The sequence below is a fragment of the Amorphus sp. MBR-141 genome, assembly GCF_053628695.1.
This window is the reverse complement of sequence record NZ_JBRJGW010000003.1, coordinates 281,887-302,962: the sequence shown is the minus strand read 5'-3', so window position 1 is coordinate 302,962 and position 21,076 is coordinate 281,887. Positions and strand designations below refer to the sequence as shown.

Sequence of the window (21,076 nt, the reverse complement as noted above, 5' to 3'; positions counted from 1 at the left end):
GAAGGAAAAGGTGATGGTGGAGACCGTCCGGACGCCGGACGCGCAGCCGCGGCCGGTGAAGATCAAGGCCTCGGGCGTCGATGTGTTCTACGGCGCGAAGCAGGCCCTGTACGGGGTCTCCATCGACATTCCCGAGCGGGCGGTGACGTCCTTCATCGGCCCGTCGGGTTGCGGCAAGTCGACGTTCCTGCGCTGTTTCAACCGCATGAACGACACCATCGACAGCTGCCGGGTCGAGGGCGAGATGCTGATCTCGGACACCAACATCTACGATCCGCGCCTCGACGTGGTCGAGCTGCGGGCGCGCGTCGGCATGGTGTTCCAGAAGCCGAACCCGTTCCCGAAGTCGATCTGGGACAACATCGCCTACGGCCCGAAGATCCACGGCCTCGCCCGCTCGAAGGCGGACTTCGAGGAGATCGTCGAGAAGAGCCTGCAGAAGGCGGGCCTGTGGAACGAGGTGAAGGACAGGCTGCACGAGGCCGGCACCGGCCTGTCGGGCGGCCAGCAGCAGCGCCTGTGCATCGCCCGCGCCATCGCGGTGAACCCGGAAGTGATCCTGATGGACGAGCCGTGCTCGGCCCTCGACCCGATCGCCACCGCCAAGGTGGAGGAGCTGATCGACGAGCTGCGCGAGAACTACACGATCGTCATCGTCACCCATTCGATGCAGCAGGCGGCGCGCGTCTCCCAGCGCACGGCGTTCTTCCATCTCGGGCTGCTGGTCGAGGAGGGGCCCACCAACTTCGTCTTCACCAGCCCGAAGGAAACGCGCACCCAGGACTACATCACCGGCCGCTTCGGCTGAGCGGCCGGGCCGGGGGCGGCCCGGTCGGCCCGGTCCCGCGCCGGGTCGCGCGCAACGGCCGCGGTTTGTGATTGCAGGTCGCCCGGACCTGGAGTCATCGTCATCGCGGGTCATCAGGCGAGCACATCCGCGCCGCCCGGATCAGCCCGATCCGAGCGGGGCGTGCTCCGGCGAACGAAGAAGAAACCGACATGAGCGACCACATCACCGGAGCCTACGACGAGGAACTGCGCGACCTGGTCGGCCGCATCGCCGAAATGGGCGGGCTGGCCGAGCGGCTGGTCTCCGAGGCGGTGACGGCGCTGGCCAAGATCGACATCGCCCGGGCCCAGGGCGTCATCCTCCAGGACCACCGCCTCGACGAGATGCAGCGGCAGGTGGAGGAGCGCGCCATCAGCGTCATCGCGCGCCGCCAGCCGGTCGCCAAGGACCTGCGCGAGATCATCGCGGCGCTCAGGGTGTCGAGCGACCTGGAACGGGTCGGCGATCTTGCCAAGAACATCGCCAAGCGGGTGATCGCGCTGCAGGGCCAGTTCCACTCGAAGCGGCTGATCTTCGGGGTCGAGCACATCTCGGAGATCACGCTGGAGCAGCTGAAGGCGGTGATCGACGCCTACACGGCCCAGGATCTCGAGGCGGCCCATGCGGTGCGCAACCGCGACGACGAGATCGACGCCATGTACACCTCGCTGTTCCGCGAACTCCTGACCTACATGATGGAGGATCCGCGCAACATCACCTTCTGCACCCATCTCCTCTTCTGCGCGAAGAACATCGAGCGGATCGGCGATCACGCGACCAACATCGCCGAAAACATCCACTTCATGGTCACCGGCGAGCAGCCGCAGGAGGAACGACCCAAGCATGATGAATCAAGCTATATCCCGGCCAATTACAGCGCAGACGATTGAGCAGGAACGGGGGCGTGCGCTCATGCCGAAGGTCTTGATCGTCGAGGACGAGGAATCGCTGACGCTGCTGCTGCGCTACAACCTGGAGGCGGAAGGCTACGCGGTCGACGCCTGCGCGCGCGGCGACGACGCCGAGATCCGGCTGCGGGAGAGCGTGCCGGACGTGCTCATCCTCGACTGGATGCTGCCGGGCCTGTCCGGCATCGAGCTGTGCCGGCGGCTGCGCAACCGCGCCCAGACCGAGAAGCTGCCGGTCATCATGCTGACGGCGCGGGGCGAGGAAGCCGAACGCATCCGCGGCCTGTCGACCGGCGCCGACGACTACATGGTGAAGCCGTTCTCCGTGCCGGAGCTGATGGCGCGGATCCGGGCGATCCTGCGCCGCAGCAAGCCGGCGGTGGTGTCGGGCATGCTGTCGGCGGGCGACATCGAGCTCGACCGCACCACCCACCGGGTGCGCCGGGCCGGCCGCGAGATCCATCTCGGGCCGACCGAGTTCCGCCTGCTGGAGTTCCTGATGCAGTCGCCGGGCCGGGTGTTCTCCCGCGAGCAGCTGCTCGACGGGGTGTGGGGCCACGACGTCTATGTCGACGAGCGCACCGTGGACGTGCACGTCGGCCGGCTGCGCAAGGCGATCAACCGCGGCAAGGCGCTCGATCCGATCCGCACGGTGCGCGGGGCGGGCTATGCCTTCAACGACCAGTTCGCCGTCCTGGAGAAATAGCCGGAGCCGGAGCGGCGGGGGCGGCGCGCCGATGGCGGGCGGCCGCCGTCGTGCCGGACGCGTCGTCCTTCCAGGCACGGCGCCGGGCACGAAAAATCCCGGCGCCGCGGCGCCGGGATCTGGCAGGCTCAGGACGGGCGGCCGGGCCAGAGCCACGTCCGATCAGGCGGTCACACCTGATCGACTGGACGTGGCCCCATACCCGCTACCCGGGCTGCGGCGCCGGTCAGCGGCTGCCGCTGCCACCGCCGCCGGAGCGGGACTTGCGGCGATCGGGCGCCGGCTGGTAGGCGACCCGCGAATGGGCGTTGCAGTAGGGCTGGCCGGGCGTCGACTCGCGGCCGCAGAAGGCGAAGTCGTCGCTGCCCGGATCGCCCATCGGCCAGCGGCAGGTGTGCTCGTTGAGCTCCATCAGCGTCTTGCGCTCGCCGAACGGGACGACTTCGGCCGACATCGCCGCGGTCGGCGCCAGCTGGGTTTCCATCTCGGCCTGGGCGACGATCTTCAGCGCGGTGTTGCCGACGAGACGGGTCTGGCGGGAGATCGCCGCGCCGCCGCCGCCACCGCCACTGGTGGTCGCGCCGCCGCCGTTGCCCCCGACGCGGCCGCCGCTCGGCTTGGAGGCCGGGCGCGGCTTGCGCGGCCGGGACGCGCCCGGCGCCTTGGCGCGACCGGACAGGCCGAGGCGATGGATCTTGCCGATCACCGCGTTGCGGGTGATACCTCCCAGCTGTCCGGCGATCTGACTCGCGCTCAGCCCCTCGGCCCAGAGTTTCTCGAGGAGCGAAACGCGTTCTTCAGTCCAGGACATCGGTGTGTCGTCGGCCATCTCGGGACCTCCGTCTGTGGCTCGCAGAATCCTTCGGCCTCGCGGACAACGCCGCGTGTGTGCGCCGATGCGGGTCTGGGTGGGGCCGTGCACGATATGTCGTGCCTTAACGATTTAGATACTACAACATCACGCGAATCGATGACAAGATTCAGCTGATCCAGGTGGCCTGCGGCGCGTCGGTTTTCCCCAACCGAATTCCCGCCGCCGCAGCCATGCGGGAACCCTGCCGGAAGGCCGTCGGACATTGACAGCGGGCGGCGTTCCTCGAATATAGAAAGCTTTCCATCGTGCCGCCTCTTGGCGGCACGATTTGTTTTTCGGGTGCCAACAATCCGACCGCGGCACCTAAACTTGAGAGAACCAATGACAACGTCGGCCCTGTACAAGACCTATGCGCGCGCTGATCTCTCGTTCGAGAGCGGCGAGGGTGCCTGGCTCAACGGGTCCGACGGCCGACGATATCTCGATTTCGGCTCGGGCATCGCCGTGACCGCGCTCGGTCACGCCCATCCCCACCTGGTCGAAACCATGACCGCCATGGCCAGCAAGGTCTGGCACACCTCGAACGTGTTCCGGATTCCCGAGCAGGAGCGGTTCGCCGAGCGCCTGTGCGCGGCGACCTTCGCCGACCGCGTTTTCGTGACCAACTCCGGCACCGAGGCGACCGAGGCGGCGATCAAGACGGCGCGGCGCTACCACTTCGCCAACGGCGCGCCGAACCGCTACCGGATCGTCACCTTCGAAGGGGCCTTCCACGGCCGCACCATGGCCGCCATCGCGGCCGGCGGCACGGCGAAGTACCTGGAAGGCTTCGGCCCGCCGATGGAGGGCTTCGACCATGTGCCGTTCGGCGACTTCGAGGCCGTGAAGGCGGCCGTCGGCCCCGACACGGCGGCGGTGATGATCGAGCCGGTGCAGGGCGAGGGCGGCATCCGCCCGTTCGCCAACGAGTTCATGCGCAAGCTGCGCGAGCTGTGCGACGAGACCGGCACGCTGCTCGTCCTCGACGAGGTGCAGACCGGCATCGGCCGCACCGGCAAGCTGTTCGCCTACGAGTGGTCGGGGATCACCCCGGACGTGATGGCGATCGCCAAGGGCGTCGGCGGCGGCTTCCCGCTGGGCGCGTGCCTGGCGACGGCCGAGGTGGGCGACGCCATGGTGCCGGGCACCCATGGCTCCACCTATGGCGGCAACGCGCTCGCCTGCGCGATCGGCAATGCCGTGCTCGACGTGGTGCTGGCACCCGGCTTTCTCGACCAGGTGGCCGAGAAAGGCCTGATCTTGAAACAGAAGCTCGCAGCGGTGGTGGATTCCCATCCGAGCATCTTCGAAAGCGTGCGCGGCGAGGGCCTGATGCTGGGCCTGAAATGCCGGGCTCCGTCCGGCGACGTGGTGCTGGCGGCGCGCAAGGCGGGTCTCGTCACCATCGGCGCGGGCGACAACGTCGTCCGTCTGCTGCCGCCGCTGGTGGTGACCGCGGCGGAGATCGACGAAGCCATCAACCGCCTCGACGACGCCGCGACGGCGCTGGAGGCGAGCGAACTGACCAAGGCCGGGGGTACGGCATGACGACGAACGGCAAGACACGGCACTTTCTCGACCTGGACGTCCTCTCCAAGGATGTGCTGCGGGGGATCATCGACAACAGCCGCGCCATGAAGGGCACCCGCGACGGCGCCCGCCGCGGCCACGGACCGTTGGCCGGCCGCGTGCTGGCGATGGTGTTCGAGCGTCCGTCGACCCGCACCCGCGTCTCGTTCGACGTGGCGATGCGCGAGCTCGGCGGCGAGACGATCATGCTGACCGGCGCCGAAATGCAGCTCGGCCGCGGCGAGACCATCGCCGACACGGCGCGCGTGCTGTCGCGCTACGTCGACGCGGTGATGATCCGCATCCTCGACCACGACGCGCTCATCGAGTTCGCCGAGTTCGCCACCGTGCCGATCATCAACGGCCTCACCAAGGTCTCGCATCCGTGCCAGATCATGGCCGACGTGCTGACCTTCGAGGAGCACCTCGGGCCGATCGCCGGCAAGAGCGTCGCCTGGACGGGCGATGCCAACAACGTGCTGGCCTCCTGGCTGCACGCCGCCGAGCGCTTCGCCTTCGAGCTGCGCATCGCCACGCCGAAGCAGCTGGCGCCCAACGACGGCAGCATCGAGCGGGCCCGCGCCGCCGGCGCCAAGGTGGTCTGGACCGACGATCCGTTCGAGGCCGTCGACGGGGTCGACTGCGTCGTCACCGACACCTGGATGTCGATGGGCGACCGCGAACGCGAGCGCCGCCACAACCTTCTGAAGCCCTATCAGGTCAACGACCGGCTGATGGCGGCGGCCAACCCGCAGGCGATCTTCATGCACTGCCTGCCGGCCCACCGCGGCGAGGAGGTCACGGAAAGCGTGATCGACGGGCCGCAGTCGGTGGTCTTTGACGAGGCCGAAAACCGCCTACATGCGCAGAAAGGAATTCTGGCATGGTGTTTGGCGGAGACGTTGGCGGCGGAATGACGAGCGGTGGCGCAGACCCCTTGAGGTTGCCCCCCGACGATCTCGTTCTGCCTTTTGCAGTGAACGCGCTCGACGTGCGCGGGCGCGTGGCCCATCTCGGCCCGGTGGTCGATGGCGTGCTGTCGCGCCACGGCTATCCGGAGCCGGTCGCCCGGCTGCTCGGCGAGGCGATGGTGCTGACCGTGCTGCTGGGCAGCGCCCTCAAGTTCGAGGGGCGGTTCATCACCCAGATCCAGAGCGACGGGCCGGTGAGCCTGCTGGTGGTGGACTTCCGCTCGCCCGACCGGGTGCGGGCCTATGCGCGCTTCGACGCAGAGGCGATCGCCGCGCTGGCCGAGGCGGGCACCGTCGCCTTCACCGACCTGGTCGGCAAGGGCCAGCTGGCGCTGACCATCGATCCCGGCGGCCACATGCGCCGCTACCAGGGCGTCGTCGCGCTGGAGGGCGCCAGCCTGGAAGAGGTGGCGCATGCCTATTTCGCCCAGTCCGAGCAGATCCCCACCACGGTGCGGCTTGCCGTGGCGGAGGTGCTGGAGCGGCGCGAGGGCGAGGGGCCGCGGCACAGCTGGCGCGCCGGCGGCGTGCTGGTGCAGTTCCTGCCGGAGTCGGAGGACCGCGTCCGCCACCGCGATCTCGATCCCGGCGACGCGCCGCAAACGATGACCACGCCGGAGGCCGAGCCCGACGACGCCTGGGTCGAGGCGCTGGCGCGCGTCGGCACCCTCGACGACGTCGAGCTCATCGACCCGGAGATCGCGCCGCCGCGGCTGCTGCTGCGGCTGTTCCACCAGCGCGACGTGCGGGTGTTCGAGCCGCTGCCGGTGGCCGAGATCTGCTCGTGCTCGCGCGAGCGGGTGGAGGGCATCGTCCGCCAGTTCGATGCCGAGGAGCGCCGCGACATGGTCGAGGACGGCGAAATCGTCGTGACCTGCGAGTTCTGCAGCTCCACCTACCGGTTCGATCCATCCGATTTCGAGACGGACTCGTAGGACGAGCGCAGGCCACGCGTTAGCGTGTCCAGAACGGGCCCGGCTTCCGCCGGCGGCCCGGTGATGAGGCTTGATCGACGTTGGCAGACCACCAGCCCAGTCCCCGAAAGCGGATGCGGACGGCCCTTGGCGTTGCCGCCAAGGCCGTGCTGCCGGTGCTGGTGCTCGCCGGGGCGGTGGCGCTGACCCAGTGGCTGATCGCCTCCAGGCCCGAGGTCGCCCGCAAGGCGCCCGAGGAAACGGCCTATTCCGTCGAAACCGCCGAGCTTGACCGCGGCCCCCACCGCCCGACGGTGGCGGTCTACGGCGAGGTCGTGTCCGCCGCCCGGGTCGAGCTGCGGGCGCTGGTCGGCGGCGAGATCGTCGAGGTGTCGCCGTCGGTCCGGGTCGGCGGCGCGGTCGCCGAGGGCGAGACGCTGCTGCGCATCGATCCGTTCGCCTACGAGGGTGCGCTGGTGGAGGCCCGCGCCAACCTGGCCGAGGCGAAGGCGGAGATGGCGGCGGCCAAGGCCCGCGTCGCCCTGAAGAGCGGTGCGCTGGAGCAGGTGCAGACCCAGCTGGAGCTCGCCGAGCGCGACCTGGAGCGGGCCCGGACGCTGGTGGAACGCCAGGCCGGCACCGCGCAGTCGGTCGACGAGCGCACGCTGCTGGTGAGCCAGCGCCGCCAGTCGCTCGACCAGCTGACCAACGAGATCGCCATCGAGAAGGCCGGCATCGACCAGCAGACGGCCACCATCGAACGGCTCGAATGGCGCGTCCGCAACGCCGAGCGCGACCTCGCCGACACGTCGCTCAAGGCGCCGTTCGACGGCGTCGTGGTGGCGGAGGAGGTGGAGGTCGGCCGTCGCATCGGCGAGAACGACCTGGCCGTGGCCCTCGACCAGGCCGACGAGGTGGATGTCGAGTTCACCCTCTCCGACCGCCAGTACGGCGCGCTCGTATCGGGCGTTGGCGGGCTCGTCGGCACCGACGCCGAGGTCGTCTGGCGGATCGGCGAGACGCCGCGGCGCTACCGGGCGACGATCGACCGCGTCGGCGCCGAGATCAGCGCCGCGCGGGGCGGCATCCAGGTCTATGCCCACCTGGACGCCGACGCCGGCACGCCGCTGCCGCGGCCGGGCGCCTTCGTCGAGGTGCGGATGCCCGGCCGACGCTTCGAGGACTCGCTGCGGCTGTCGGCCGCCTCGGTCTACGAGGGCGACCACGTGTTCGTGGTCCGCGACAGCCGGCTGGTCAAGAGAAGCGTCTCGGTGCTCGCCCAGGACGGCGAGACCGTCATCGTCGACGGCGACCTTGCGGCCGGCGACCACGTGCTGGTCACCCGCATCGCCGAGGCCGGCGACGGCGTGCTGGTGAAGGAGACGCTCACGCCGCCGGAGGCCGAGCCGGCGACCGCGGCCAGCGGCTCGGCCGCCCGGGTGCTGCCCCAATGAGCGCGCCCGGCCGCCGCGGCGGCGGGCTGATCCAGCTGTTCGTCCGCCATCCGAACGCCGCCAACCTGCTGATGATCCTGATGCTGCTGGCCGGCGCCTTCTCGCTGGCGCGCATCAACACCCAGTTCTTCCCGACCGTCGAGGAAAAGCAGATCACCGTCTCCGTCACCTGGTCGGGGGCGAGCGCGGAGGACGTGGCGGCCAACATCCTCGACGCGGTCGAGCCGGCGGTGCGCTTCCTCGACGGCGTCGACCACGTCACCTCCTACGCCCGGGAGGGCGCCGGCACGACGATCATCGAGTTCGACGCGGCGACCGACATGCAGAAGGCGCTCGCCGACGTCGAGCAGGAGATCGACCAGATCACCACCCTGCCGGAGGAAAGCGAGAAGCCGACGATCACCAGCAACCGCTTCCACGACACGGTGGCGAAGCTGATCCTCACCGGCCCGTTCGACGAGGCGGCGCTGCAGATCTACGCCAAGCGCATCCGCGACGACCTGCTCGACCGGGGCATCGACAAGGTGACCTTCACCGGCATGCGCGACCGGGAGATCGAGGTGTCGGTGCCGGAGACGACGCTGGTCCGGCTCGGCATGAGCATCGAGGACGTGGCGACGGCGATCGCCAGGAACACCCTCGACCGGCCGACTGGAACCGTGTCGGGCAGCGTGGAGAAGCAGGTGCGCGCGCTGGCGCCGGGCGAGACGCCCGAGGAGCTCGCCGACATCGAGGTGAAGACGTTCCCGAGCGGCGAGCGCATCCTGCTGCGCGACATCGCCACCGTCGGCAACGCCTTCGACGACGACGCCACGCGCGGCCTGCACGGCGGCATGCCGGCGATCGGCATCGTGGTGCAGCGGGCGGTGTCGGCCGACGCGCTGGAGACCGACGCCATCCTGAAGGCCTATCTCGCCGACACCCGGGCGACGCTGCCGGCGACCCTGCAGATCCTGGAAACCCAGGACACGGCGAGCTTCCTGTGGGACCGCATCAACCTGCTCCTCCGCAACGGCTGGCAAGGGCTGCTGGTGGTGCTGCTGGTGCTGTTCACCTTCCTCAACGCCCGCATCGCGACGTGGGTGGCGCTGGGCATCCCGATCTCCATGTCGGCGACCATCGCCATCATGTACCTGACCGGCCAGACCATCGACATGATGAGCCTGTTCGCGCTGATCATGATGCTGGGCATCATCGTCGACGACGCCATCGTGGTGGCCGAGCAGACCGCCACCCGCGAGGACGCGGGCGATCCGCCGCCCCACGCCGCCGAGGTGGGGGCGCGCCAGATGCTGGTGCCGGTGCTGGCGGCGAGCCTGACCACCGTCGCCGCGTTCGCGCCGCTGTTCCTGCTCGGCGGGGTGATGGGGCAGATCATCGAGGTGCTGCCGCTGGTCACCATCTCGGTGCTGACGGCGTCGCTGATCGAGTGCTTCCTGGTGCTGCCGGCGCATCTCGCCCACTCCGGCGGGCCGCGCGGCGCGGCGCGCTGGTCGCTGGTGCGGCAGATCCTGGTGGGCATCGTCATCGCCGTGGTGCTGGCGGCGCTGGCCAGCCTGCCGGCCGAGGGGGCGGCGCCGGTGGTGGCGGCGATCCTCCATGCGGTGGCGGCGACGCGGGCAGCCGTCGGGCCCGTCGGCGCGGTGCTGGGACTGGCGGCGCTGGCGTTCGCGCTGGCCGGGCTGGTGGAGCTGGCGCTGGTGAAGGGGCGCGCCGCGGCGGCGAAGCGGGCCGGGGCGGGCCACGCCAAGACCGGCTTCCGCAGCTGGTTCGACGGCAATTTCGCGCGCTTCCGCGACGGGCCGTTCCGCGGCTTCGCCACGCTCACCTTCCGCTGGCGCTACACCACCCTGGCGCTGGCGCTGGCGGCGCTGGTGGTGGTCGGCTTCGGGCTGGTGGCCGGCGGGCGGGTCGGCTTCGTGTTCTTCCCCTCGCCGGAATCGGAGAGCCTGCGCGCCACCCTGGAGGTCAACGCCGGCACGCCCGAGGAGCAGGTGATCGCGGCGGTGGCGACGGTGGAAAACGCCCTCGAGGTGGCCGAGCAGCAGCTGTCGGGCGGCACCGAGCCGCTGCTGCGCTCGGTGTCGAGCACCCTCGGCGTCTCCGGCCAGAACCGGGGCGACAACCTGGCGGAGATCGACGTGCAGCTGACGCCGTCGGAGGCGCGCACCATCCGCACGCCCGAGGTCGTGCGGGCCTGGCGGAACGCGGTGCCGGAGATCCCGGGGCTGAAGTCGTTCGCCATCAACGAGCGGCGCGGCGGGCCGCCCGGCCGCGATCTCGACGTGCGCCTGGACGGCGCGGCGCCGGAGGTGCTGAAGACCGCCGCGCAGGACGTCATCGCCGCGCTGCAGGCGGTGCCGGGCGTCAGCGCGGTGGCCGACGACCTGCCCTACGGCAAGCCGGAGCTCGCCATGCGGCTGACGCCGCGCGGCGCGGCGCTGGGCTTCACCCTGGACAGCGTCGCCACCCAGGTGCGCAACGCCTTCGACGGGGCGATCGCCCGCCGCATCCCGATCGGCGACGAGGAGGTGAAGGTGCGCGTCCAGCTCGCCCAGGGCGACACCGGCGACGCGGCGCTGCGGCAGATGTGGCTGAAGAGCGACACCGGCGCGTTCGTGCCGCTGTCGGAGGTGGTGAGCCTGGAGGAGAGCGACGCCTTCTCGGTGATCCTGCGCCGCGACGGCAAGACGACCGTGTCGGTGACCGCCGATGTGGACCCCGAGGTGAACACGGCCACCGCGATCACCGAGCTGATGCGCACCGAGGTGATGCCGGAGATCGCGGGGCGCTACGGCATCGGCTTCTCGTTCGCCGGCAAGGCGGAGGAGCAGCAGGACTCGTTCGCCGACCTGAAGCTCGGCACCTGGGTCGCCCTGTCGGTCATCTACATCATCCTCGCCTGGGTGTTCGGCTCCTACTGGCGGCCGCTGGCGGTGATGGCGATCATCCCGTTCGGGCTGGTCGGAGCCGTGCTCGGGCACCTGCTGCTGGGCTTCAACCTGACCATCATGAGCCTGATCGGGCTGCTCGGGCTGTCCGGCATCCTGGTCAACGATTCCATCATCCTGGTGAGCCGGCTCGACGAGCGGCTGAAGGACGGGGACGCGCTGGCGACGGCGGCGATCGGCGCCAGCTGCGACCGGCTGCGGGCGGTGCTCTTGACCTCGCTGACCACCATCGGCGGGCTGGCGCCGCTGCTGTTCGAGACCAGCCTGCAGGCGCAGTTCCTGCTGCCGATGGCGGTGACCATGGTGTTCGGCATCGCGGCGGCGACGCTCTTGGTGCTGGTGCTGGTGCCGGCGCTGATCGGCATCGGCGGCGACGTCGGCCGCCTGGTGGCGGCGATCGACGGGCGCCGCTCCGCCGGCACGCTGGCGGCGCCGCCGGCCGGCGAATAGGCCGGTCGGAAGCCGCTCACCGGTCGGAAGCCGCTCAGATGTCCTCGCCGTCGGCCTCGGAGTCCAGCTCGTCGCAGGACTTCCTGATGCGCGGCTGCAGGGGGTAGATCTCCAGCGCCTGGGCGCAGGCGGCGCGGGCGCCCTCCTTCTCGTCGAGGGCGCTGAGGATCGAGGCGAGGCCGCCGATGGCCTCCCAGTTGCGCGGCTCGAGCGCCAGGGCGCGCTCCAGGTCGGCCAGCGATTTCCCGTAGTCGTCGAGCATGAAATAGACGGTGGCGCGGCGGTTCCAGCCTTCGGCGTAGCCGGGCTTCAGCCGGACCACGGCGTCGAGCAGGTCGAGGGCGACGGGCAGGTCCTTCGCCTCGACGGCCGCCGCCGCCTGGGTCATCAGCAGCGCGATGGTGGGGCTGCCGGAGTTCATCAGCTCGCGCTGGATGTTGCGGGCGATGCCGGCGGCGCGCTTCTCGTCGGGGGCTTCCTTGAGGCGGGCGTAGAGCCGGTCGAGCCGGGTCTCGCGGGTCTCCTGGGTCTCCGGCGCGGCCGGCGGGGCGGTCTCTTCGAGGGGGGTCGCCTCGGGGCCGCCGGGGAAGCGCGAGCCGGCGTCCTGCGCGTGCGCAGGCGCGGCCGCGACCAGCGCAGCGGCAAGCATCAGGGGCGCCACACTCCGGGCGTTCGCAAACCAAGCGTTCATGAGACCAAGTATGGGGCGGACCCCGGCGCCCGTCAAAGGGCGTTCGGCCGCATCCCGATCACGGCTTCGTGGCGCGGGCGACAGCCCCCTGCGCCTCCCGCTGGACGGGCGCGCCGCTCTGAGCGTGATGCGGGAAAGTTCGTCGCGGACGGACGGCGCACGGATGGCCGGGTCCGGGAGGTGACGTGGCGGAAAGGGGCCGCCACGCTTGCGCGCCGGGCGGAACGGTGTCCGCCCAGGCAAGCCGGCAGCGTCAGCCCTGGCGCGCCTTGTAGCGCGGGGCCTTCTTGTTGATGATGTAGACGCGGCCCTTGCGACGAACCATCTGGTTGTTGCGGTCGCGCTTCATCAGCGACTTGAGCGAATTCTTGATTTTCATCGGTCGACCCTGGCAAACGACAAAGGCGCGCACGGGCTCCGCGCGCGCCGAGTAAAACTGACGCCGGGTTATGGGGCCTGGCCGGCGCGCTGTCAACTCCGCCAAGCCGGTTCCGGCGCGGCAAACGGCGGCTCAGGCGTTGCCATCGTCGTCGGAGGGAGTGGCCGAGCCGTCTTCCTCCACGACGGGGATCGCGTAGGCGCCGCCGAGCCACTTGCCGAGGTCGATGTCGGCGCAGCGCTTGGAGCAGAACGGCCGGAATTCCTGCACCGCCGGTTTGCGGCAGATCGGGCACTTGCGGCCGCCGGGCTGCTTGCCGGACGGGTCGGGCGTGGCACCGCCGCGGCCCGCGCCGGAGCGCTTGCGCTGGTTCAAGGGTGTCTCCCGGTATCTCATGTGAGGCGAACGCACTGAAGGATTTGCGGTTCGGATCGGGACGATCCGGACGAAGGGAAAATCGCGCGGGGGCGGATCCGCCGCCGGCTCAGGCGGTTTCCACCTTCGCCGTAATCTCCGAGGGGACGTCGATCTCCCGGCCGCCGGCCGCCCAGCCGTCGAAGACCCGGTAGCCCTCGCCCGTCAACAGCGCCGAGGTCTCGAACAGCGGCAGGCCGACGACGTTGGAATAGGAGCCGACGAGCTTGGTGACGAACGCCGCCGCAAGGCCCTGGATGGCGTAGCCGCCGGCCTTGCCGCGCCATTCGCCCGAGGCCAGATAGGCCTGGATTTCCTGGCGCGACAGCCGCTTGAAGCGCACCCGCGTCTCGACGGCCTTGAGGCGCTGCCGGCCCTTGGGCGTGATCAGGCAGATGCCGGTGAAGACCCGGTGGCCGCGGCCCGACAGCAGGTCCAGGCAGCTTTCCGCCTCGGCCAGCGTCTCCGCCTTGGGCAGGATCCGGCGGCCGACGGCGACGACGGTGTCGGCGGCGAGGATGAACGCGGGGCCCACCTCCTTGTCGGTGCGGGCGCGCTCGAAGGCTTCCTCGGCCTTGGTGCGGGCGAGCCGCTGGGCCAGCGCGGCCGGCGCCTCGCCGTCTCCCTGCGTCTCGTCCACGTCGGACGGCGCCAGGTGGTCGGGCACGATGCCGATCTGTTCCAGCAGCGCCAGCCGGCGCGGCGATCCGGAGGCGAGGACGAGCGTCTGTTGGTCAGTCATGGCAATCGGTCATATGGCTGGGTACCGGTCCGGGGGTCCGAGGGGACGCATGCTTATTTGAACCGGTACGTGATCCGGCCCTTTGAAAGATCGTAGGGCGTCATTTCAACCAGAACCTTGTCGCCCGCAAGGACGCGAATGCGGTTCTTGCGCATGCGGCCGGCCGTATGGGCAATGATTTCGAGATCGTTCTCGAGTCTGACGCGGAACGTGGCGTTGGGGAGAAGCTCCGAAACAGTGCCGGGAATTTCCAGTACTTCTTCTTTGGCCATGCGCGTAGACGGTCTCTGCCGATGCCGACTGGGCGAGACCGTAGCGAATCGTAAAGCGGTTGAAAACACTCCTGATCAGCGGCAATGCGCCGGTAAAGCTGTCGCCGCCGCGCACTTTCGTCTCAGACCGCCATCCGTTGCCTGATGCGGCGGGCCAGACCGTCGCGGACGGCGCGGTAGGCGTCGAGGATCTGCGAGCGCGAGCCGCCGGTGACGGTGGGATCCGGGGTCGGCCAGTACTCCACGTCGAAGGCTTCCGTGCGGGCCATTTCCAGGGCGCGGTGGTGGGCTTCCGGGGCGAGGGTGATGACCAGGTCGAAGCTGGTGTCGGCCAGTTCCTCCAGCGTCCGCGGCCGGTGCCTGGAGATGTCGAGGCCGAGCTCGTCCATCACGGCGACGGCGAACGGATCCGGCTCGCCGCCCGCCACCACCCCGGCCGAGCGGGTGTAGAGGCTCTGGGGGAACAGATGGTGGGCGAGCGCGGCGGCCATCGGCGACCGCACGGCGTTCTGCCGGCAGACGAAGAGAACCGCGCCGGGGCGCCCGGTCCCGGTCACGCGGCTAGCCCCGCCAACGCAGCGCGCAGAGCAGGGTGAACAGGCGGCGGGCGGTGCCGAAATCGATGTCGATCTTGCCGTCGAGGCGGTCCAGCAGGATCTGCGAGCCTTCGTTGTGAACGCCCCGCCGGCCCATGTCGATGGCCTCGATCTGGCTGGGCGAGGCCGTCTTGATCGCCTCGAAGTAGCTGTTGCACATCAGGAAATAGTCTTTGACGATCTTCCTGAAGGGGGTGAGGGACAGGACGTGGGTCATCACGTCGGTGCCGTCCTCCTGGGCGACGGCGAACACCAGCCGGTTCTCGACGATGGCGAGCGCCAGGCGGTAGGGGCCGCCGTCGTGGCCGGCCGGGGCGAAGTGGTTCTCCTCGATGAGATCGTAGATCGCCACCGCCCGCTCGTGCTCGATGTCCGGGGTCGAGCGCGCGATCGAGCTCTCGTCGAAGTCGATCGCGATCAGCCGTTGGCGGGAGCCGTGTGCGGAAGCGTCGACCATGGCCGTGGAGCCTCGCTCAGCGATTGAGCCGGATCGAAACCGATCTGGCGTGGGCCTCGAGCCCTTCCGCGCCCGCCAGCGTCCGCGTGGCGGCGCCGAGCCGCGACAGGCTCCCGGCATCGCAGCGCAGCAGCGACGTGCGTTTCATGAAATCGAGGACGGACAGGCCCGACGAGAAGCGCGCCGAGCGCGCCGTCGGCAGCACGTGGTTGGAGCCGGCGACGTAGTCGCCGACGGCCTCGGGCGTGTAGGCGCCGAGGAAGATCGCGCCGGCGTGGCGGATCTTCAGCGACAGCGCTTCCGGGTCGGCCACCGCCAGCTCCAGGTGTTCCGGGGCCAGCCGGTCGACCAGCGCCGGGGCCTCGTCGAGGGAGCGCAGCAGGACGATCGCGCCGAACTCGCGCCAGCTCGCCCGGGCGATCTCTGCGCGCGGCAGCGTCGTCAGCTGGGCCTCGACGGCGCGGGCGACGGCGTCGGCGAAGGCCGCGTCGTCGGTGATCAGGATCGACTGGGCGGCGGTGTCGTGCTCGGCCTGGGCCAGGAGGTCGGCGGCGATCCAGTCGGGGTCGTTGTCGCCGTCGGCGACCACCACCACCTCGGACGGGCCGGCGATCATGTCGATGCCGACGGTGCCGAAGACCTGGCGCTTGGCGGCCGCCACGAAGGCGTTGCCGGGGCCAACGATCTTGGCGACCGGGGCAATCGTCTCGGTGCCGTAGGCGAGCGCGGCGATCGCCTGGGCCCCGCCCACCCGGTAGATCTCGTCGACGCCGGCGATCCGGGCGGCAGCCAGCACCAGCGGCGCGATCTTCCCGTCGGGCGTCGGCACCACCATGGCGATGCGCTCGACGCCGGCGACCTTCGCCGGCACGGCGTTCATCAGGACCGAGCTCGGATAGGCGGCGGTGCCGCCCGGCACGTAGAGGCCGACCGAGGGCACCGCCGACCAGCGCCAGCCGAGCTCGACGCCGGCGTCGTCGGTGAAGCGGGCGTCGGCGGGGCGCTGGCGGGCGTGGTAGGCCTCGATGCGCGCCTTGGCGAAGGCCAGCGCGTCGCGCTGGTCCGGCGGCACCCGGGAGACGGCCTTGTCGACGGTGTCGGGGTCGACGGCGATGCCAAGGGCGGCGAGATCGAGCCGGTCGAAGCGGTCGGTGTATTCGATCAGCGCCGCGTCGCCGCGGCGGCGCACGTCGGCGACGATCGCCCGCACCGTCTGGTCGACGTCCTCGGAGATCTCGCGCTTGGTGGCGAGCAGGGCGGCGAAGCCCTGCTCGAACCCGGCGTCGGCGCTGGACAGTCGAAGCGGCACGGCGGCGTTTCCTTGCCTGGATCCGGTCATTCGCTCAGGTCGTGTTCGGGTCGGCCGCGGGCCGCCCAGGCGGGGCCGAGGTCGGTCAGGGTGGCCTCGATGCACTCGACGTCGAGCTGCATGGCGCCGCCGCCGGAGAAATGCAGCGTGACGACGCCGGCCGGCAGCTCGCCCGGCTCGAAGGTGATGGCCAGAAGCGACAGGATGGCCTCGGGCGCGTCGCGGCGCAGCCGGGTGGCGCGGGCGCCGGTCACGTGCAGAAAGTCGAGGGCCGTGCGGCGGCGCTCGTCGCGCTTGTGACGGCCGCTCCTGGTGATCTCCCAGACGAACCGGTTGAGCACGACGACGAACCGCTGGTCGGCGGCGCGCCAGCGCAGGGCGCCGACGTTGAGGACGGCATCCTGCACATGCGCCGACAGAACTTCGAGGTCGTCGGTGTCGAGGGCCGCGAGTTTCAATTGGGGCATGGCGGGCGTCTTGCGATCCAGTTGTTGGGTGGCGACAGGCCTGCGTCTGCACTTCCCTAGAGCCTTTTCCGCCCAGGTGGAAACACCTGATCGACAGGAAAGGACTCAAGACGGGATGGCCCGTGCGATTCCGTGCCTAACCGACCGGACGTATCCGAACGGTCGGGCGCTAGCTCGAGATCCGTTCGATGTCGGCGCCGCAGCGGCCGAGCTTGTCCTCCAGCCGCTCGAAGCCGCGGTCGAGGTGGTAGACGCGGTTGATGGTCGTCTCGCCCTCGGCCACCAGCCCGGCGATGACCAGCGACACCGAGGCGCGCAGGTCGGTCGCCATCACCGGGGCGCCGCGCAGCTGGCCGACGCCCTCGATGGTCGCGACCTGGCCTTCGAGATGGATCTTCGCGCCGAGGCGGGCCAGCTCCTGGACGTGCATGAAGCGGTTTTCGAAGATCGTCTCGGTGATGTGCGAGGTGCCCTTGGCGGTGGTCATCAGCGCCATGAACTGGGCCTGCAGATCGGTCGGGAAGCCGGGGAACGGCTCGGTGGAGACGTCGACGGCGGCGATGCCGGCGCCGTTGCGGCGGATGCGCAGGCCGCGGTTGGTCTCGGTGATCTCGGCACCGGCGCGCTCCAGGGTCGCGAGCGCTGCGGTGAGCAGGTCGGCGCGGGCGTGCTCGAGGGTCACGTCGCCGCCGGTCATGGCGACGGCCATGGCGTAGGTGCCGGTCTCGATGCGGTCCGGCAGCACCCGGTGGCGGGCGCCGCGCAGGCGGTCGACGCCCTGGATGGCGATCTCGGAGGTGCCGGCGCCCTCGATCCGGGCGCCCATGGCGATCAGGCAGTTGGCGAGGTCGACGACCTCGGGCTCGCGCGCGGCGTTGGTGATCAGCGTCTCGCCCTTGGCGAGGCTGGCGGCCATCATCAGCGTGTGAGTGGCGCCGACAGAGACGCGCGGCAGGTCGACGCGGCCGCCGGTGAGGCCCTTCGGCGCGCGGGCGATGGCGTAGCCCTGGTCGATCTCGATCTCGGCGCCGAGCTTCTGCAGGCCGTCGATGAAGAAGTCGACCGGCCGGGTGCCGATGGCGCAGCCGCCGGGCAGCGAGACGCGGGCCACGCCCATGCGGGCGACCAGCGGGCCGATCACCCAGAAGCTGGCGCGCATGGTGGAGACGAGTTCGTACGGCGCGGTGGTGTCGACGATGGCGCGGGCGCACAGGTGCACCGTCTGGCCGGTCATGTCGTCCTGGCCGGCGCGCTTGCCCTCCACCGACCAGTCGGTGCCGTGGTTGGAGAGGATGTGGAACAGCTGCTGCACGTCGCGCAGCCGCGGGACGTTCTCCAGCGTCAGCGTCTCGTCGGTGAGCAGGCTGGCGATCATCAGCGGCAGCGCCGCGTTCTTCGCTCCGGAGATCGGGATCGTGCCCATCAGCGGGCCACCGCCTCTCAGCCGAATGCGATCCATGGTGCCTGACCTTTTCCTGGACGTGCGGGGCAGGCGGCAACCGCCATTCCGACCGGACGCGTGTTCAACAAAACAGGTCCCCGGTGTCGATCGGCGACCCTTGGCGGCCAGACGGCCTGAGGTCGGTGTCGTGGGGGGACCCACGCAACTAGACTACCGGCGCCCGGGGCGCAAGACGAGGCGCCGGGCGGGCGCGGACACGCCGGCTGCTGCCTGCCCCGCCTCACGGCGCCTGCACGAACGAATCCAGCACGCGCTTGCGGCCGGCCTTGTCGAAATCGACGGTGAGCTTGTTGCCCTCCACGGCGGCCACCGAGCCGTTGCCGAACTTCTGGTGGAACACCCGGGCGCCGACATCGAAGGCCGACGCGTGGTCGGAGACGCTCTTGGCGACCAGCTCGCCCTCGATGGTCAGGGGACCGCGGGCACGGGTGCCGGTCTGGGCGGTGCCCTGCGACTTGCGGCGCTGGGCGCGTTCCCAGCCGGGCGTGGCGTAGGTGGAGGAGAACGGCTCGACCCGGTCGAAGCGGCTCTGGCCGTAGCCGCCATAGCCGCCGTAGCCGCCCTGCTCGCGCACCTGGACGTGGGCCTCGGGGAGTTCGTCGAGAAAGCGCGACGGCACCGTCGACTGCCACAGCCCGTGCATGCGGCGGTTGACGGCGAACCAGACGAAGATGCGCTTGCGGGCCCGCGTCAGGCCGACATAGGCGAGCCGGCGCTCTTCCTCCAGCCCCGCCTGGCCGCTCTCGTCGACGGCGCGCTGGTGGGGGAACAGCCCCTCCTCCCAGCCGGGCAGGAACACGGTGTCGAACTCCAGCCCCTTGGCGGCGTGCAGCGTCATGATGGTGACGGCTTCCGAGCCCGCCTCGCTGTCGGTGTCCATCACCAGCGAGATGTGCTCCAGGAAGCTCGGCAGGGACTCGTACGCGTCCATGGCGCGCACCAGTTCCTTCAGGTTCTCCAGCCGGCCCGGCGCGTCGGCCGAGCGGTCCATCCGCCACATGTCGGTGTAGCCGCTCTCGTCGAGCACGATCTCGGCGAGCTCGGTGTGGGACATCCGGTCGAGCTCGGAGCGCCAGCGCGCGAACGAGGCGAGCAGGTCGCGCAGCGCGGTGCGGGTCTTCGGCTTCAGCTCCTCGGTCTGGACGATCTCGGTGGCCGCCTGCACCAGCGGGATGCGCCGGTCGCGGGCCATGTCGTGCAGCGTCTTGACGGCCACCTCGCCGATGGCGCGCTTCGGCGTGTTGACGATGCGCTCGAAGGCGAGGTCGTCGGCGGGCTGCACGATGACGCGGAAATAGGCGAGCGCATCGCGGATCTCGCGGCGCTCGTAGAAGCGCGGGCCGCCGATCACCCGGTAGGAGAGGCCCAGCGTGACGAAGCGGTCTTCGAACTCGCGCATCTGGAACGAGGCGCGCACCAGGATGGCCATCTCGTTGAGGGAGTTGCCCTTGCGCTGCAGCGACTCGATCTCCTCGCCGATGGCGCGGGCCTCCTCCTCGGAGTCCCAGGCGGAGGCGACGGTGAGCTTTTCCGCCTCGTCGTCGGTGTCGTCGGTGAACAGCGTCTTGCCGAGGCGGCCCTCGTTGTGGCCGATCAGGTGGGAGGCGGCGGCGAGGATCGGGCCGGTGGAGCGGTAGTTGCGCTCGAGCCGGATCACCGCTGCGCCGGGGAAGTCGTGCTCGAAGCGCAGGATGTTGTCGACCTCGGCGCCGCGCCAGCCGTAGATCGACTGGTCGTCGTCGCCGACGACGCAGAGATTGCGGTTGCCCTGGGCGAGCAGCCGCAGCCACAGATACTGGGCGACGTTGGTGTCCTGGTACTCGTCGACCAGCATGTAGCGGAAGCGCTGCTGGTAGGAGGCGAGCACGTCCGGGTGGGCGCGGAACAGGCGGATCGGCTCCAGGAGCAGGTCGCCGAAGTCGGTGGCGTTGAGGATCCTGAGGCGCTCCTGGTAGGCCCGGTAGAGGTCGCCGCCGCGGCCGTTGGCGAAGGCGCGGGCCTCGCCCAGCGGCACGTCGGCGGGCGCCAGGCCGCGGTTCTTCCAGCTGTCGATGAGGTTGTGGAGCTGGCGGGCCGGCCAGCGCTTTTCGTCCAGCCCCTCGGCCTGGATGATCTGCTTGGCGAGCCGGATCTGGTCGTCGGCGTCGAGGATGGTGAAGTCGGGCCGGAGGCCGGCGAGCTCGGCGTGGCGGCGCAGGATGCGGGTGCCGATGGCGTGGAAGGTGCCGAGCCAGGCCATGCCCTCGGCCGACGGGCCGACCAGGCTGGCGACGCGCTCCTTCATCTCGCGCGAGGCCTTGTTGGTGAAGGTCACCGCCAGGATCTCGCCGGGCCGGGCGCGGCCGGTGGCGAGGATGTGGCCGATGCGGGTGGTCAGCACCCGCGTCTTGCCGGTGCCGGCGCCGGCGAGCACCAGCACGGGCCCGTCGACGGTCTCCACGGCGCGCCGCTGCTCGGGGTTCAGCTTGTCCAGATAGGCAACCGCCGGCCGGGCACCGCCGAGCGCGCGTTCGGCGATGCCGCCGCGGCGCGGAGCAGGTGCCTCCTCGAAGCCCTGGACGCTGGGCAGGGCGGAGCCGTCAGTGGAACGAATCATTCGGTGATCCTGAGCCGATTGGAACAATCGAGCAACAGCGGCGGAGATGCGCGCTTGCGTGCTATCTCCCAGATTGGGCGTGGGGA

General features: G+C 70.4%; 20 protein-coding genes. 8 read left to right on the top strand and 12 right to left on the bottom strand.

The window, feature by feature from the left end; genetic code table 11:
- The first annotated feature begins 13 nt into the window (after window positions 1-13).
- The 3 genes from pstB to phoB all read left to right on the top strand — a co-directional run bounded on the left by pstB (window position 14) and on the right by phoB (window position 2,443).
- A complete protein-coding gene (gene pstB, locus ACSSVZ_RS06250; protein ID WP_453968987.1) occupies window positions 14-808 on the top strand; it encodes a phosphate ABC transporter ATP-binding protein PstB in 795 nt (264 codons plus the stop codon).
- A 191-nt stretch (window positions 809-999) separates the two neighbouring features.
- On the top strand, window positions 1,000-1,719 hold the full coding sequence (gene phoU / locus ACSSVZ_RS06245; protein ID WP_453968927.1) for a phosphate signaling complex protein PhoU: 720 nt from the start codon (window positions 1,000-1,002) through the stop codon (window positions 1,717-1,719).
- Window positions 1,720-1,741: 22 nt separating this feature from the next.
- Complete coding sequence (phoB, locus tag ACSSVZ_RS06240; RefSeq protein WP_453968926.1) at window positions 1,742-2,443, top strand: phosphate regulon transcriptional regulator PhoB; 702 nt, start codon at window positions 1,742-1,744, stop codon at window positions 2,441-2,443.
- Window positions 2,444-2,669: 226 nt separating this feature from the next.
- On the opposite strand, the gene ACSSVZ_RS06235 is transcribed toward phoB, so the two are convergent.
- A complete protein-coding gene (locus tag ACSSVZ_RS06235; RefSeq protein ID WP_453968925.1) occupies window positions 2,670-3,272 on the bottom strand; it encodes a GcrA family cell cycle regulator in 603 nt (200 codons plus the stop codon).
- Window positions 3,273-3,638: 366 nt separating this feature from the next.
- Here ACSSVZ_RS06235 and ACSSVZ_RS06230 point away from each other — a divergent pair, with 366 nt between their 5' ends.
- From ACSSVZ_RS06230 to ACSSVZ_RS06210, 5 genes are all read left to right on the top strand, one after another.
- A complete protein-coding gene (locus ACSSVZ_RS06230) occupies window positions 3,639-4,844 on the top strand; it encodes an acetylornithine transaminase (RefSeq protein WP_453968924.1) in 1,206 nt (401 codons plus the stop codon).
- Window positions 4,841-5,782 (top strand): ornithine carbamoyltransferase, encoded by a 942-nt coding sequence (gene argF / locus ACSSVZ_RS06225; protein ID WP_453968923.1) that lies wholly within the window; start codon window positions 4,841-4,843, stop codon window positions 5,780-5,782. The genes ACSSVZ_RS06230 and argF overlap by 4 nt, the downstream gene beginning before the upstream one ends.
- Window positions 5,749-6,771, top strand: a complete 1,023-nt coding sequence (locus ACSSVZ_RS06220; RefSeq protein WP_453968922.1) for an Hsp33 family molecular chaperone — start codon at window positions 5,749-5,751, stop codon at window positions 6,769-6,771. The genes argF and ACSSVZ_RS06220 overlap by 34 nt, the downstream gene beginning before the upstream one ends.
- A gap of 113 nt (window positions 6,772-6,884) precedes the next feature.
- Window positions 6,885-8,204 carry an efflux RND transporter periplasmic adaptor subunit gene (locus ACSSVZ_RS06215; protein ID WP_453968921.1) on the top strand — a complete coding sequence of 440 codons (1,320 nt, stop codon included), beginning with the start codon at window positions 6,885-6,887 and terminating at the stop codon, window positions 8,202-8,204.
- Window positions 8,201-11,605 carry an efflux RND transporter permease subunit gene (locus tag ACSSVZ_RS06210; protein WP_453968920.1) on the top strand — a complete coding sequence of 1,135 codons (3,405 nt, stop codon included), beginning with the start codon at window positions 8,201-8,203 and terminating at the stop codon, window positions 11,603-11,605. The genes ACSSVZ_RS06215 and ACSSVZ_RS06210 overlap by 4 nt, the downstream gene beginning before the upstream one ends.
- A gap of 34 nt (window positions 11,606-11,639) precedes the next feature.
- Here the strand turns inward: ACSSVZ_RS06210 and ACSSVZ_RS06205 are convergent, their stop codons facing one another.
- The 11 genes from ACSSVZ_RS06205 to ACSSVZ_RS06155 form a co-directional block, all read right to left on the bottom strand.
- Window positions 11,640-12,254: a tetratricopeptide repeat protein gene (locus tag ACSSVZ_RS06205; protein ID WP_453968919.1), complete on the bottom strand. Its 615-nt coding sequence runs from the start codon at window positions 12,252-12,254 to the stop codon at window positions 11,640-11,642.
- Between the two features lie 295 nt (window positions 12,255-12,549).
- Complete coding sequence (ykgO, locus tag ACSSVZ_RS06200) at window positions 12,550-12,675, bottom strand: type B 50S ribosomal protein L36 (RefSeq protein WP_453962777.1); 126 nt, start codon at window positions 12,673-12,675, stop codon at window positions 12,550-12,552.
- 132 nt (window positions 12,676-12,807) lie between these two features.
- Entirely contained in the window at window positions 12,808-13,050 is a 243-nt protein-coding gene (locus tag ACSSVZ_RS06195; protein WP_453968918.1) for a DNA gyrase inhibitor YacG, read from the bottom strand.
- A gap of 109 nt (window positions 13,051-13,159) precedes the next feature.
- Window positions 13,160-13,831, bottom strand: a complete 672-nt coding sequence (locus tag ACSSVZ_RS06190; RefSeq protein ID WP_453968917.1) for a Maf-like protein — start codon at window positions 13,829-13,831, stop codon at window positions 13,160-13,162.
- 53 nt (window positions 13,832-13,884) lie between these two features.
- Window positions 13,885-14,103 (bottom strand): translation initiation factor IF-1, encoded by a 219-nt coding sequence (gene infA, locus ACSSVZ_RS06185; protein WP_453968916.1) that lies wholly within the window; start codon window positions 14,101-14,103, stop codon window positions 13,885-13,887.
- A 122-nt stretch (window positions 14,104-14,225) separates the two neighbouring features.
- The gene (locus ACSSVZ_RS06180; RefSeq protein WP_453968915.1) at window positions 14,226-14,660 is read right to left on the bottom strand and encodes an arsenate-mycothiol transferase ArsC; all 435 of its coding nucleotides are present in this window, start codon (window positions 14,658-14,660) and stop codon (window positions 14,226-14,228) included.
- Window positions 14,661-14,664: 4 nt separating this feature from the next.
- The gene (locus ACSSVZ_RS06175; RefSeq protein ID WP_453968914.1) at window positions 14,665-15,156 is read right to left on the bottom strand and encodes a UPF0262 family protein; all 492 of its coding nucleotides are present in this window, start codon (window positions 15,154-15,156) and stop codon (window positions 14,665-14,667) included.
- Window positions 15,157-15,172: 16 nt separating this feature from the next.
- A complete protein-coding gene (gene hisD / locus ACSSVZ_RS06170) occupies window positions 15,173-16,465 on the bottom strand; it encodes a histidinol dehydrogenase (RefSeq protein ID WP_453968913.1) in 1,293 nt (430 codons plus the stop codon).
- Window positions 16,466-16,491: 26 nt separating this feature from the next.
- On the bottom strand, window positions 16,492-16,932 hold the full coding sequence (locus ACSSVZ_RS06165) for a DUF2948 family protein (protein WP_453968912.1): 441 nt from the start codon (window positions 16,930-16,932) through the stop codon (window positions 16,492-16,494).
- A gap of 169 nt (window positions 16,933-17,101) precedes the next feature.
- Entirely contained in the window at window positions 17,102-18,391 is a 1,290-nt protein-coding gene (gene murA, locus ACSSVZ_RS06160) for a UDP-N-acetylglucosamine 1-carboxyvinyltransferase (protein ID WP_453968911.1), read from the bottom strand.
- Between the two features lie 223 nt (window positions 18,392-18,614).
- A complete protein-coding gene (locus ACSSVZ_RS06155; protein ID WP_453968910.1) occupies window positions 18,615-20,990 on the bottom strand; it encodes an ATP-dependent helicase in 2,376 nt (791 codons plus the stop codon).
- Window positions 20,991-21,076: the final 86 nt, after the last annotated feature.

What these genes read in the sequence shown, in the direction of transcription:
- ACSSVZ_RS06210 (WP_453968920.1), top strand. Translation starts at nt 8,201, where the DNA reads ATGAGCGCGCCCGGCCGCCGCGGCGGCGGGCTGATCCAGCTGTTCGTC.
- ACSSVZ_RS06220 (WP_453968922.1), top strand. Translation starts at nt 5,749, where the DNA reads ATGGTGTTTGGCGGAGACGTTGGCGGCGGAATGACGAGCGGTGGCGCA.
- argF (WP_453968923.1), top strand. Translation starts at nt 4,841, where the DNA reads ATGACGACGAACGGCAAGACACGGCACTTTCTCGACCTGGACGTCCTC.
- ACSSVZ_RS06190 (WP_453968917.1), bottom strand. Translation starts at nt 13,831, where the DNA reads ATGACTGACCAACAGACGCTCGTCCTCGCCTCCGGATCGCCGCGCCGG.
- murA (WP_453968911.1), bottom strand. Translation starts at nt 18,391, where the DNA reads ATGGATCGCATTCGGCTGAGAGGCGGTGGCCCGCTGATGGGCACGATC.
- phoU (WP_453968927.1), top strand. Translation starts at nt 1,000, where the DNA reads ATGAGCGACCACATCACCGGAGCCTACGACGAGGAACTGCGCGACCTG.
- pstB (WP_453968987.1), top strand. Translation starts at nt 14, where the DNA reads ATGGTGGAGACCGTCCGGACGCCGGACGCGCAGCCGCGGCCGGTGAAG.
- infA (WP_453968916.1), bottom strand. Translation starts at nt 14,103, where the DNA reads ATGGCCAAAGAAGAAGTACTGGAAATTCCCGGCACTGTTTCGGAGCTT.
- ACSSVZ_RS06215 (WP_453968921.1), top strand. Translation starts at nt 6,885, where the DNA reads ATGCGGACGGCCCTTGGCGTTGCCGCCAAGGCCGTGCTGCCGGTGCTG.
- ACSSVZ_RS06175 (WP_453968914.1), bottom strand. Translation starts at nt 15,156, where the DNA reads ATGGTCGACGCTTCCGCACACGGCTCCCGCCAACGGCTGATCGCGATC.
- ACSSVZ_RS06230 (WP_453968924.1), top strand. Translation starts at nt 3,639, where the DNA reads ATGACAACGTCGGCCCTGTACAAGACCTATGCGCGCGCTGATCTCTCG.
- phoB (WP_453968926.1), top strand. Translation starts at nt 1,742, where the DNA reads ATGCCGAAGGTCTTGATCGTCGAGGACGAGGAATCGCTGACGCTGCTG.
- ykgO (WP_453962777.1), bottom strand. Translation starts at nt 12,675, where the DNA reads ATGAAAATCAAGAATTCGCTCAAGTCGCTGATGAAGCGCGACCGCAAC.
- ACSSVZ_RS06155 (WP_453968910.1), bottom strand. Translation starts at nt 20,990, where the DNA reads ATGATTCGTTCCACTGACGGCTCCGCCCTGCCCAGCGTCCAGGGCTTC.
- ACSSVZ_RS06165 (WP_453968912.1), bottom strand. Translation starts at nt 16,932, where the DNA reads ATGCCCCAATTGAAACTCGCGGCCCTCGACACCGACGACCTCGAAGTT.
- ACSSVZ_RS06205 (WP_453968919.1), bottom strand. Translation starts at nt 12,254, where the DNA reads ATGCTTGCCGCTGCGCTGGTCGCGGCCGCGCCTGCGCACGCGCAGGAC.
- ACSSVZ_RS06235 (WP_453968925.1), bottom strand. Translation starts at nt 3,272, where the DNA reads ATGGCCGACGACACACCGATGTCCTGGACTGAAGAACGCGTTTCGCTC.